General features: G+C 36.1%; 9 protein-coding genes and 1 other annotated feature. Of the genes, 8 read left to right on the top strand and 1 reads right to left on the bottom strand.

Annotation, left to right across the window (positions count from 1 at the left end):
* Positions 1 to 69: 69 nt before the first annotated feature.
* Positions 70 to 291, top strand: a binding site (T-box leader).
* Between the two features lie 67 nt (positions 292 to 358).
* The 5 genes from leuS to GSA01S_RS06470 are packed head-to-tail and all read left to right on the top strand — an operon-like array spanning position 359 to position 8903.
* Positions 359 to 2767 carry a leucine--tRNA ligase gene (gene leuS / locus GSA01S_RS06490; protein WP_066125967.1) on the top strand — a complete coding sequence of 803 codons (2409 nt, stop codon included), beginning with the start codon at positions 359 to 361 and terminating at the stop codon, positions 2765 to 2767.
* 14 nt (positions 2768 to 2781) lie between these two features.
* Complete coding sequence (locus tag GSA01S_RS06485) at positions 2782 to 5985, top strand: oligosaccharide flippase family protein (RefSeq protein ID WP_066125966.1); 3204 nt, start codon at positions 2782 to 2784, stop codon at positions 5983 to 5985.
* On the top strand, positions 5985 to 6710 hold the full coding sequence (locus GSA01S_RS06480) for a pseudouridine synthase (RefSeq protein WP_066125965.1): 726 nt from the start codon (positions 5985 to 5987) through the stop codon (positions 6708 to 6710). The genes GSA01S_RS06485 and GSA01S_RS06480 overlap by 1 nt, the downstream gene beginning before the upstream one ends.
* Positions 6711 to 6725: 15 nt before the next feature.
* Positions 6726 to 8123, top strand: a complete 1398-nt coding sequence (pepV, locus tag GSA01S_RS06475) for a dipeptidase PepV (RefSeq protein WP_066125963.1) — start codon at positions 6726 to 6728, stop codon at positions 8121 to 8123.
* A gap of 3 nt (positions 8124 to 8126) precedes the next feature.
* Positions 8127 to 8903: a TrmH family RNA methyltransferase gene (locus GSA01S_RS06470; RefSeq protein ID WP_066125962.1), complete on the top strand. Its 777-nt coding sequence runs from the start codon at positions 8127 to 8129 to the stop codon at positions 8901 to 8903.
* A 384-nt stretch (positions 8904 to 9287) separates the two neighbouring features.
* Here GSA01S_RS06470 and GSA01S_RS06465 read toward each other — a convergent pair whose 3' ends face one another.
* Positions 9288 to 10178 carry a mechanosensitive ion channel family protein gene (locus tag GSA01S_RS06465; protein ID WP_066125961.1) on the bottom strand — a complete coding sequence of 297 codons (891 nt, stop codon included), beginning with the start codon at positions 10176 to 10178 and terminating at the stop codon, positions 9288 to 9290.
* A gap of 152 nt (positions 10179 to 10330) precedes the next feature.
* On the opposite strand from GSA01S_RS06465, the gene GSA01S_RS06460 reads away from it, so the two are divergent.
* From GSA01S_RS06460 to ccpA, 3 genes are all read left to right on the top strand, one after another.
* Positions 10331 to 10897: a DUF948 domain-containing protein gene (locus tag GSA01S_RS06460; RefSeq protein WP_066125959.1), complete on the top strand. Its 567-nt coding sequence runs from the start codon at positions 10331 to 10333 to the stop codon at positions 10895 to 10897.
* A gap of 1 nt (position 10898) precedes the next feature.
* Positions 10899 to 11417, top strand: coding sequence for a YtxH domain-containing protein (locus GSA01S_RS06455; protein WP_066125957.1), 519 nt, complete (start codon positions 10899 to 10901; stop codon positions 11415 to 11417).
* 189 nt (positions 11418 to 11606) lie between these two features.
* Positions 11607 to 12608, top strand: coding sequence for a catabolite control protein A (gene ccpA, locus GSA01S_RS06450; protein WP_066125955.1), 1002 nt, complete (start codon positions 11607 to 11609; stop codon positions 12606 to 12608).
* Positions 12609 to 12918: the final 310 nt, after the last annotated feature.

The raw sequence follows: 12918 nt of genomic DNA, 5'->3' as shown, positions 1-12918 counted from the left end.
TTTTTTTTTATGTCTTGGACATTGTTTAGCGTTGAATAAACAAGGTATTTGTGGCATAATATTATTAATATTGAATCAATGATTAGAATTAGTAGATAAGTAAAATCATCAGAGAGCTTGTGGTTGGTGTGAACAAGTGATTAAGTTTATCGAACTCATCTCAATCGATGTTTATCTGAATAAAGTAAGATAAGCCGTATAATCTGCGTTAAAGATTTGAGGCATAATGTATTTATTAAAACTTTTCATTATGCAAAAATAGGTGGTACCGCGCTATTTGGCGCCCTATAGCAAGGTCTTTTTGTCTTGTTATAGGGTTTTATTTTTTTATTTAGAATATTTTTTTTAGGAGGAAATTATGGTTTACCAACATCGTATTATTGAAAAGAAATGGCAAGATTATTGGGACAAACATGAAACATTTAAAACGACAGAGCGTGAAGGTCATCCAAAATTCTATGCATTAGATATGTTTCCATATCCGTCTGGACAAGGATTACACGTAGGACATCCCGAAGGCTATACAGCAACTGACGCGATTAGTCGTATGAAACGAGCACAAGGATTTGATGTGTTACATCCTATGGGGTGGGATGCTTTTGGTTTACCTGCTGAACAATATGCATTAGATACAGGGAATGATCCAGCTGAATTTACTGAAAAAAATATTGGTAATTTTAAGCGTCAAATTAAATCTTTAGGATTCAGTTATGATTGGAATCGTGAAATTAATACAACCGACCCTCATTATTATAAATGGACCCAATGGATTTTTTCTGAATTATATAAACGTGGTCTTGCTTATGAACAAGAAGTGGCGGTGAACTGGTGTCCAGCTTTAGGTACAGTTTTGGCTAATGAAGAAGTTATTGATGGTGTCAGCGAACGGGGGGGTCATCCTGTTTATCGTCGACCAATGCGTCAATGGGTATTGAAAATTACTGCTTATGCGGAAAGATTGTTAGAAGATTTAGAGTTAGTTGATTGGCCAGAAAGTATTAAGGCGATGCAACGTAATTGGATTGGAAAATCGGAAGGGGCAATGGTTACCTTTAAGATTAAAGATTCTGATCATGATTTCAAAATTTATACGACTCGTCCAGATACATTATTTGGGGCAAGTTATACTGTTTTAGCACCTGAGCATGAATTAGTTAAATTAATTACAACTCCTGAGCAACAAGAAGCAGTTGAAGCCTATGTTAAAGAAGTTGAAACAAAGAGTGAATTAGACCGTACATCATTAAATAAAGACAAAACAGGTGTCTTTACTGGAGCTTATGCCATCAATCCTGTAAATGGACAAGAGATTCCTATTTGGATAGCAGATTATGTTTTATCTAGTTATGGGACGGGAGCTGTCATGGCGGTGCCAGCTCATGATGAACGTGACTTCGAATTTGCGAAGAAACATCAATTACCAATTACACGAGTAGTGGAAGGTGGCGATTTACCATTTGTCGATAATGGTGTGCATATCGACTCTGATTTTATTAATGGACTTGAAAATGAAGCAGCGATTAAGAAAATGATTGAGTGGTTAGAAGCTGAAGGAGTTGGCGAACATCAAGTTAATTATCGCCTACGTGATTGGTTATTCTCTCGTCAACGCTATTGGGGTGAACCGATTCCGGTTATTCATTGGGAAGATGGTACGACCACTTTAGTTCCTGAAGAAGAATTACCAGTGATGTTACCGAAGACTGATGAAATTAAACCTTCAGGTACCGGTGAGTCGCCGCTAGCTAAAATTGAAGAATGGGTCAATGTGGTTGATCCTGAAACTGGAATGAAAGGCAAACGTGAAACGCATACTATGCCACAATGGGCAGGTAGCTCTTGGTATTTCTTACGTTACATCGATCCAACCAATGAAGACGCGATTGCTTCCCCAGAAAAATTAGCAAAATGGATGCCAGTCGACTTATATATTGGTGGTGCAGAGCATGCCGTGTTACACTTATTATATGCACGCTTCTGGCACAAATTCCTATACGATTTAGGTGTTGTTCAAACCAAAGAACCATTCCAAAAATTATTTAACCAAGGTATGATTTTAGGGGCAAACAATGAAAAAATGTCTAAATCAAAAGGGAATGTTGTTAACCCAGATGATGTTGTCAATGAATTTGGTGCTGATACTTTACGTGTATATGAAATGTTTATGGGACCATTAGATGCTTCGATTGCTTGGAGCGAAAAAGGCTTAGAAGGTAGTCGCCGTTTCTTAGATCGTGTATACCGTTTATTCATTGATGAAGCAACCGGTGAAGTAAAATCAACGGTCAAAGATGAAGCAAACGAATCTTTAGTACGTGTTTATCACCAAACGGTTAAAAAAGTAACCGAAGACTTTGAAAACTTACATTTTAACACTGCAATTTCACAAATGATGATTTTCTTAAATGCAGCTAAAGACCAACAAGTATTACCTTTAGCCTATGCGAAAGGATTCATTCAATTATTAGCACCTTTAGCACCTCATTTAATGGAAGAAATTTGGGAAAAATTAGGTGGAACAGAAAGTATTCAACATGCTGAATGGCCTACTTTTGATGAAGCTTTAACCGTTGAATCGCAAGTTGAGATTGTCATTCAAATTAATGGTAAGTTGAAACAAAAAATGATGGTAGAGGTTGATTTATCTCCATCAGAATTAGAAGCAGTTGCCTTAGCAGATGAACAGATTATGTTGGCTATAGAAGGAAAAACAGTACGTAAAGTGATTGCAGTACCTAATCGATTAGTAAATATCGTAGCAAATTAAAAGGAGCCAATGATATGACAGACAATAATCGTCAAAATCGTTCTTATTCTAATATTGATTTAGAAGAGACGATTCAGTTTACACAGGAAGACTTAAGTAGGCTACGACGCCCGAATCGTCAACCAATTGATGGTGATTATTTTACTGAGCAAATAAGCGGTAATGAGCGTCCAGTTGAGGCAAATGAGTCACAACAAAACAGTGGTTTTAACGCGAAACCGAAGGATTCATATGGTGAAGCAGCGATTGAACATCAAGAAACGGGTAATGATTTTTATCCAAAACAAAATCGTCAATTGAATTCAAATGCTGAACGACCAAAAGAATTTCAATCTTATCCTAATGAAACAGTAATCGAAGATTATCCTGACTTTTCTACACAAGATTATCATCATTCGAATACTGGCAATACGGAGGATAATACTGAAGCTTCTTCAAATGAACAGTTTAATTTTAATGAAGTGAATTATCAGCAACCTCAAATCGATGATTCTTATCCTATTGAACCTGATGAGGTGGTAATCGATTCAGATATAGATTTCAAAGAATCAACTACTACCGATGATCAGTTTGAAGCAGCTAAAAAGGCTAATCATCATGATTCTTCTGAGGAACCAGAAGAGAATCCATTTGTTTATAAATCGAAAACCCAAAAACTCCGTGATCAATATGAAGCAGAAAAAGCAAGGGAACAACAAGCGATTTATGAACGTCGTGAAAAATTAATCAAAAAGTTTGAAGACACTTACGAACCGGTTTACGATGAAAATAATCTTTCGACCTTTGATCAATACAATCAGTTTGAACAAGATAGAGCAATGGCGACTGAGGAAACTTTATCATCGTCATCAATCAAGACGAATAAAGAGCAACAGGTAGTTCAATCAGCGGATAATCAAGTAAATATGGAACAATCTCCGGTTTCAGAACTTTCGTTTACCGGTTTCCTCGGTCACATTAAAGATTCTATTGCCCATAAATTCAGTCAAAAAGATGAAGAGTTGTCTCAGCTTAACGAGGCAACCGAAGAAAATGAAAGAAGAGCATTGCAATCGCAGAATCAACGCATTACTCAGCAGACTAAAATAAACCGTTCCTCTGAAAAAGGAGGTCCATTTGAAAGCGATAGCCAAGTAACTGCAAGTGTAGCAAGTAATCCATCTAAAGATTCATTTGATGATAATAAAGCAAACGATACTGAAGATATTAAAGCATCGCACACAGACGAAACATCAACACATACAGACGAAACATCAACACACACAGGTGAACAAGTAATAACTAGCGAAGACAGAACAGCTCAAGACGAAAGTAGCCAAAATTCAGAGCCTATTCAACTTGATCATGAAGCAACAACCGTTGAAGGCAGCGGTGTGGATGAACAGAATTTTGCAACATCAAATGGCGAAGCGACTGTTAAATCGAAAAACGATTTAGTAGGTAAAGTATTAGCAGATACTTCCACTGAAAATATTGAAGCAGTAAGTGAGCAAATCGCTCAACAAACACAATCATTCGAGGGACCTATTTTAACTGATTCAGTATTAGATGAAAAGATCGTTAATGATGATTTAGTTGAAAATGATGTTCAGGAAGAAGAAGCATCTTTCGTTAAAGGAACTGCTTGGTTAACAGCAGGCAATATTATTTCTAGAATTTTAGGTGCTTTATATGTGATTCCTTGGGGGACCTGGTTTGGTACAAGTTATACGACTGCCAATGTGCTCTATGGGATTGGTTATAATCCATACGCGCTATTCTTAGCCATCTCGACGGCAGGTTTCCCGAGTGCGATTGCGAAACAAATGGCCTACTATCATTCACAGAAAAAATATAAATCAGCTGATAAAATTTTCAAAAACAGTTTATTGGTGATGTTAGTATCTGGTTTAGTATCGGGTGGTCTATTATTCATTTTAGCACCATTTATAGCGGGCATTTCCTCAACTGATAATCCGCAAGCAGCGGTTGTGGTGATTCGTTCATTAGCTCCGGCGTTACTAATACTACCCGTGATGAGTTTATTGCGTGGCTATTTCCAAGGATTTGGTGATATGGTACCAACAGCTGTTTCTCAAATCCTAGAACAAATTGCCCGCGTGGTTTACATGTTAGCAGCGACGTATGCGATTATGAAGATGCTTGATGGCGATGTTACCAAAGCAGTAGCACACTCTACCTTTGCAGCTTTTGTAGGGGCCGTCTTATCATTAGTTTATCTCGTGTTCTTATATATCCAACGTCGTGGAGCGATTAACTTATTAATTGAAACAGCCGAAGAAGATGATGCTAACACCTTAGACTTCAAAGCGAGTTTAATGATTTTATTAAAAGATAGTATTCCATTTATCCTTTTAGGATCAGGTATTATTATCGCGAAATTCATTGACCAAATCACCTTTAAGTTCATTTTAGAAAGAACGTCAACCATGTTATTAAGTGATATTAGTGAATTGTTTGGTGTCATGAACTTAGACGTCGATAAATTAATTATGATTATTATTTCGATTGCAGTAGGCATGTCACTATCATCGATTCCATTAATTACGAAGCTTTATGCCAACCATGAAGAAGGTAAAACTGCAGAATTGATTGAAAAAATTTCGATACTATTCTTATTAGTGATGGCACCAGCAGCATTTGGAATGGCAAGTATTGCTAATAATATGTATCAATTATTCTATCCTTATGGTCACGAAGCGGGTCCATCATTATTAGTAACAGCCTCTGTTTTAAGTATTATTTTAGGAGCGTATACGATCCTTTCTACTATTATTCAATCAATGAATTATCGTCGTGCAGCTATTCGTTTCTTATTAGTCGGTTTGGCTGTGAAATTGACTTTACAATTTCCATTAGTTGCTTGGTTAAATGCTCACGGTGCCTTGATCGCAACCTTACTAGGTTTCTTAGTCACTTGCATTTTAACTATTTGGAAATTAAATGAACTGGTTCACTTAGACTTTAAAGGCATGTTACCAAATATTATCATTATTTATTCAGCCACTTTATTAATGACTGTTTCAGCTTGGCTATGGAATAGTTCACTTGACTTATTATTTGGTCCAGTAGGACGTATTCTTACATTTGTTAAAATCTTAATAGTGGTTACCTTTGCGGCCTTTGTTTACTTCGGGGTACTCGCACTATTTGGTAAACTATCTTTATTAATTGGTGAACGTCATAGAGCATTACAAGATAAGTTGAGAATGTTCTAATGAGACTAGATAAATTATTAGCCCATACTGGTTATGGTACACGCAAAGAAGTAAAACAAATAATTACCAATGGTTGGGTTGATATCAATGGTCAAACTGTTAAGAAAGTAGGCTTTCAGGTTGATATCGAAAATGATGTGGTGACAGTTGATGGGCAAGTAGTCCAGTATCAGAAATACCACTATTACATTATGAACAAACCAGAAGGAATTATTAGTGCCACCGAAGATCATTATCATGAAACAGTTATCGATTGGTTAGGTCCAGATTACGCCCACTTGGATTTATTTCCTGTGGGGCGTTTGGATATTGATACAACAGGTTTATTATTATTAACGAACAATGGACAATTAGCTCATCAATTACTGTCACCTAAGCGTGAAGTCCCCAAACGTTATTTTGCAGTGGTAAGTGGGATTGTAGAAGAAAAAGACATTGATAAATTCGCTAAAGGTTTAGATTTAGGCGATTTCGTAACACAACCAAGTCAATTAACGATTCTAAATGTTGATGAAGCAAAAAATCAATCCCGAATTGAAGTCGTGATTCATGAAGGAAAATTCCACCAAGTAAAACGAATGTGTGAAAAAATTAATTGTGAAGTGATTCAATTACAACGTCTTTCAATGGGACCGCTAAGCTTACCAGATGATTTACCGATTGGAGAGTATAGGCCCTTGAATGAAGACGAATGGACACTTTTAGAAGATTTTGGTATTGAATAGGAGTTGAAGAAAAAAATGATAAATTGGTTACAAGAAGTTGAAAACCGAAAAGAAACATTATTTGAAGATTTATTTAGATTATTACGGATCCCTTCGGTTAGAGAAGATGATAAAGCAACGGACGAAGCACCAGTAGGTCCTGGCCCTAAAGCAGCCTTAGAAGAATTTATGAAAATGGCTCAAGAAGATGGTTTTGAAACTAAACAATTTGGACCATGGGCTGGTCGTATCGAAGTAGGTTCAGGCGATGAACTAATGGGAATTTTAGGTCATGTGGATGTGGTTCCTGTCGGTACGGGTTGGGAAACAGATCCCTTTGAACCGGTCATTAAAGACAATCGTATTTATGCTCGTGGCTCAAGTGATGACAAAGGGCCAACAGTTGCAGCCTATTTTGCAATTAAATTATTGCGTGAATTAGGTTATGACTTTAATAAGCGAGTTCACTTAATTGTCGGAACAGACGAAGAAAGTGGCTGGCAATGTATGGATTATTATTTCCAACATGCGGAAATGCCTGATTTTGGTTTCTCACCAGATGCGGTATTCCCGATTATCAATGGGGAAAAAGGTAATGTTAGTTTTTATTTAGATTTTAAATCTGAACCCACTGAAGGCGATGTTACTTTAGTGAATTTTGAAGGTGGCTTACGTGAAAATATGGTCATCCAAGATGTGACCGCGACGGTTGAAGGTTTAGATAATACTGTTACCGAACAATTTGCGACATTTGTCAATGAGCATCAATTGTCTGGAAATGCAGAATGGCATGATGGCGTTGCTGAATTTAAATTAGTAGGAAAAGCGGCTCATGGTTCTACTCCTGAAAAAGGGCATAATGCGGCGACTTATTTAGCTGTATTCTTAAATGAATTTGCTTTTAATAATAAAGCAGCACAAGATTTTATCACTGCTTTAGCAACAGAATTACATCAAGATTTCAAAGCAGAAAAAGTAGGGGTTAGTCACCATCATGAGGTAATGGGCGATGTTAGTATGAATGTGGGGATTGTGTCATTTAATGAAGCAGATGGCGGTCGCATTGTATTAAACTTCCGTTTCCCTGAAGGGACAGAACCAGCGATGATGTCTGAGAAATTTACCAATGCTTTAACAAAATATCAATTTAACTTAACAGTCGGAGAAAGCAAAGAACCTCATTATGTGCCAGCGGATGATCCATTAGTCGCAACATTGCTCGATGTTTATACTAATCAAACTGGTTTAGAAGGTCATGAAATGTCGATTGGTGGCGGTACTTATGGTCGTTTAATGCCACGTGGGGTCGCTTATGGAGCCTTATTCCCAGATTCAATTGATACAATGCATCAAGCAAATGAGTTTTTAGCAATTGATGATTTATTACGTGCCACAGCGATTTATGCTGAAGCCATCTATCGCTTAACGAGATAAGCTATGTTAAAAATTACTTCAAAGCAAAATGCCCAATTAAAACATTGGCGTAAATTAGCAACCACTAAAGGTAGAAAACAAAGTGGACAATATATGATTGAAGGCATTCATTTAATAGAAGAAGCATTGCAATCAGGTGCGAAAATAAAGTATTTGATTTACTCAGAGCACTATTTAGCAAAGAATGAACCTTTTAAAATGAAGCATTCAGCTGAAGAAGTTTTATTAGCTGATAATTGTTTGGCGGAATTAAGTCAAACGGAGACGACGCAAGGCATCTTTGCGATTATCGAAATGGGAAGTAAGCCGACCGCAATAACCAAAGAATTTAAGCGTATTTTGTTGGTTGATGCGGTTCAAGATCCAGGTAATCTTGGCACCTTAATTCGGACGGCTGATGCGGCCAATTACGATGCGATTATATTAGGCACTGGAACGGTTGACGTCTATAATGATAAAGTGATTCGTTCGACTCAAGGGTCATTATGGCATTTACCGATTATTCAAGCAGACCTAAACGAATGGATTCCCCAAGCACAACAACAAGGCACCACAGTATTAGCGACAGCTTTACATCAATCCGCAATTGACTATCGTCAATTTGAGTTGAAGGAAGCGAACGCATTAGCTATTCTTGTTGGAAATGAAGGACAAGGCGTTAATCAGAGTCTAATTGAATTAGCTGACCAATCAATCTATATTCCGATGCCTGGACAAGCAGAGTCGTTAAATGTTGGTGTAGCAGGTGCCATTTTGATGTTCAAGTTTGTTAATGAATAACCTTAAAAAATATGATCTGAGATTTGACAAAAAAAGAGTACAATCGATTATCAAGATAAAAATGTAGCAGGTATAGGTTGCACGATAATACTCTTAATAATTAGCTCAATCTATTATAAAAATTAAAATGTAGCACGTAACGGTTACACGACGATACTCTAAAACAGAGTTCAATCGATTATCAAGATAAAAACCTCAAGTTTCGAAGGCAGTCTTCATCCAATTGATGGAGTGACTCCTAATCAAACTTGAGGTTTATTTAGGTTCTATAATTTTTAGTGTTGGTGGAGAAACCACCAGTACTGTTTGGCTATTTGTCAAATGATGTGGGTCAACATAAATTACTTGGTTTATTCACACCAAAGTACTATGAGCCTATTGAGATTATGATGGTGTGACCTTTTGTTGGTACACTCTAATTTCACCACTGTTCAAACTAACACCATTGCTCATTTCTTCATTGAGCGCTGTCAAATACAGTTCATAAAATTTACTGGTTAGTTTAAATTGTTGACCATTGGTTACTTTGAAAAATATTTGGTAACTAAAGGTTTGGTTATCATTTTTGGTTAGACCGATAATATTCGGTTCGTCATGTAAAAATTCAGCATATTGTCCTTTAATACGATCCGTCTCACGTTCTACGATTTGCATCCATAATGCAAGATTAGTAGTCGTAGAAATTGGTAATTCAATGGACATGCCAACGTTCTCTCGGCTTAAATTAGACACAATATTAATTTCTCGATTAGGAATATAGTAAACTTGACCACTAGGTGTTAAAAGAGTGGTCGAACGGATGCCAACGGATTTCACCGTTCCTTTAATACCTTTATTGGGAATTTCAATCACTTCATCGACATCGAATTGACCTTCTGAGATAATAAAGAAACCATTGATCACATCCGTAACAAATTCTTTGGCACCCATCCCAAAAGCGAAGCTGGCAATTCCGGCGCTGGCCACTAAAGTGGCAACCGGAAACCCTAAAATTGATAATATAGTGTAAAATAAGAAAAAGTATAATAAATAACTCAAAGCATTTTTTGTTACTTTTGCTAAAGTATTCACCCTTTGCGGGGAAGTGTTTTTATTTTTAGCAATGAGCCTTTCTTGAATTTTATAATTAAAAATTCGGTTAATAAACGCCCTAATGAGTAAAAAGAGCACATAGGTTAAGATTAGTTGAAAAATAATGATTAAGATTTCAGTGGTTCTTTCTTCCCACTGTGTTTTAATAAACGTTTGGAACCATTGGTCGGTTTGATTTAACATAACTCACACTCCTCGTATATTATCATAGCATATTTTGTCGCGTTGGTCTTTTTGAAAATAATATGAAAGCAAAGTGTTATCATTTGAGTTGGAAGCGGAATCGTGCTATATTTAATATATATCAAATTTGAAGAACTGGAGATGATTGTCATATGGATTTAGCAGGAATAGCTGCAATTATTGCGGCCTTGGCATTTACTGCACTTGTAGTTGTTCTTATCATCAGTCTGCTTAAAATACCAAAATTAATTGCAGAATTACAAAATACCATTCAAAAAGTGAATACGACGATTGATGTCGTTACAAAGGATGTTGATGGTCTTTCAATCGAAGTAGAAGGATTATTAAATAAAACCAATTCACTAATGGATGATGTAAATGGTAAAGTTAGCAAGATTGATCCTTTATTTACAGCAGTTGGTGATTTAGGCATAACAGTATCAGAAATTAATGTCTCTGCCAAAGACACAGCTAATAATTTTTTAAGTGGTATTGGTAGAAAGAAACCCTCAAAGACACAAAGATTACAAAGAAATATTAAGTCTTTATCAAAAGTAAAAGACTTTGTTTCACCAAGTAAACAAGAAAAAGTAGTTGTGGATGAAACAGTGCCAGTAACGACCCCAAAATCAGCAATTGAAGAAGAATTAGAATCAATTAGAAACCGCAAGCCTTCTTCTACAGCAGGCGAAATTACGATTAACCAAGGAGTGAAATAACATGGCTAAAAAAGATAATGGTGGATTTGTTTTAGGTGCCCTATTAGGTGCAGCAGTTGCCGGGCTGACAGCTTTATTGTATGCCCCTAAATCGGGTGAAGAATTACGTAAATCTGTTAGCAAAGATGTGGATAAATTAATTGACCGTGCACGTGATTATAAAGATACAGTCGTTGAACGTGGTGTAGAAATGTATGATTCTGCAGCAGAAGTAGCAAGTGAAAAATCTGAAGATATTATGCTAAATGTTCAATTAACAGCAGAAAATTTAAAAAATCAATTTAATGATCTAAAAGAAGATGGTAAAAAGTTTGTTGCTAAAAAAGAAGAGCAACTAGATGAATTAACCGAAGATATCGAAATTGAAGTTAATCAAGCAGAAGAAAAAGCTCAAGAATTTGCTGAAGATTTATCGGAGGATGTTGCTGATAAAGCAGGAGAATTTAAACACGAAGTTGCTGATAAAGCAGAGGAAATGGAGCACGAAGTTTCTGAAAAAGTGGATGAAATTCAAGAATAATATTTGAGGTTTAAGGGATTGAAAATATTTTCAGTCCCTTTATTTTATTTTCAAGAAAAAATTTAACAAAAAAGCAGCTTTCATTGAGAGAGTATTAAGATAATGAAAAGTTGTAAATGAAACGCTTGCAATTGATGAAAAAATATGGTACATTAGTTTCAATATAATAATAACGGGAGTGAAACTCTGATGGAAAAACAAACAATTACAATTTATGATGTTGCACGTGAAGCAGGAGTTTCAATGGCTACAGTATCTAGAGTTGTCAATGGGAATCCGAATGTAAAACCAGCAACTCGTAAAAAAGTTAACGAAGTCATTGAACGTTTAGACTATCGTCCAAATGCGGTGGCTAGAGGGTTAGCAAGTAAAAGAACAACAACAGTTGGAGTTATTATTCCAAGTGTATCCAATGTATTCTTCTCTTCGCTAGCACGTGGGATTGATGATATTGCAGTCATGTATAAATATAATATTATTTTAGCAAACTCTGATGAAAATCCTGATAAAGAAGTATCGGTATTTAATACTTTATTAGCTAAACAAGTAGATGGAATAGTTTACTTAGGGAATTCAATTGCACCAAAATTACGTGCAGAAATTGAACGTACTTCAACGCCAGTAGTGTTAGCCGGAACTGTTGCTGAAGGTGATGCATTCTCTACAATCAATATTCGTTACTTAGATGCAGTGAGAGAATCAACTGAAATGTTATTAGAACGCAATAAAAAAATCGCGCTCATTACTGGACCGTCTGAATATGAAATCAACAAAAACCATTATTTAGTCGGCTATAAAGAAGCATTGAAAAAACATAAAGTAAAATTTGATCCGGACTTAGTCATTCAAGGCGATTTTGATATTGATTCAGGTGAAGATTTATATGGTCAAATCAATGCAACCGGCGCAACTGCTGCTGTTGTAGGTGATGACGTAGTAGCAGTAGCCTTATTAAATGCATTGCAAGATCACGGGATGAAAGTACCTGAAGATTTTGAAATTATTACAAGCCATAACTCAACTTATTGCCAAATTGTCCGACCTAAATTAACATCTATTCAATTACCATTATATGATTTAGGGGCTGTCGCAATGCGTCTATTAACCAAAATCATGGCTAAAGAAGAGATTGAAGAGCGCAATGTATTATTACCACATAAAATTATTGAAAGAGGCTCAACACGCAAATAAAAGAAAGGTGATATAAATGAAAGTAAAATTCGAAAAACTTCAAACATATGTTACAATGTTTCTATTGGTAGTGCAATTCAGTCGATTATTATCATCAGTGCTTGAACGTCGCAAAGAAGAAAAGCTTGCTAAACGCGCTAATAGAGCATAATTATTTTACTTTGTCTCACTCCTAAAAGGGAGTCAGGGAGAAGATACAATCGATTGATTCTCTCTTCATAGTCCCGCTCCTCACACAGTGTTGAGTAAGCATAAAATAGGTCTAATACGATACTTTTTATGCTGCTCAATGCGGTGTTAATATAAAAAA

Source organism: Globicatella sanguinis NBRC 15551, assembly GCF_001552295.1.
Classification (GTDB): Bacteria; Bacillota; Bacilli; order Lactobacillales; family Aerococcaceae; genus Globicatella; species Globicatella sanguinis.
This window is presented reverse-complemented; position numbering and strand designations above follow the sequence as displayed.

Bases quoted from the DNA above. Each gene is read 5' to 3' on its own strand.
- leuS (WP_066125967.1), top strand. From the start codon at position 359: ATGGTTTACCAACATCGTATTATTGAAAAGAAATGGCAAGATTATTGG.
- GSA01S_RS06485 (WP_066125966.1), top strand. From the start codon at position 2,782: ATGACAGACAATAATCGTCAAAATCGTTCTTATTCTAATATTGATTTA.
- GSA01S_RS06480 (WP_066125965.1), top strand. From the start codon at position 5,985: ATGAGACTAGATAAATTATTAGCCCATACTGGTTATGGTACACGCAAA.
- pepV (WP_066125963.1), top strand. From the start codon at position 6,726: ATGATAAATTGGTTACAAGAAGTTGAAAACCGAAAAGAAACATTATTT.
- GSA01S_RS06470 (WP_066125962.1), top strand. From the start codon at position 8,127: ATGTTAAAAATTACTTCAAAGCAAAATGCCCAATTAAAACATTGGCGT.
- GSA01S_RS06465 (WP_066125961.1), bottom strand. From the start codon at position 10,178: ATGTTAAATCAAACCGACCAATGGTTCCAAACGTTTATTAAAACACAG.
- GSA01S_RS06460 (WP_066125959.1), top strand. From the start codon at position 10,331: ATGGATTTAGCAGGAATAGCTGCAATTATTGCGGCCTTGGCATTTACT.
- GSA01S_RS06455 (WP_066125957.1), top strand. From the start codon at position 10,899: ATGGCTAAAAAAGATAATGGTGGATTTGTTTTAGGTGCCCTATTAGGT.
- ccpA (WP_066125955.1), top strand. From the start codon at position 11,607: ATGGAAAAACAAACAATTACAATTTATGATGTTGCACGTGAAGCAGGA.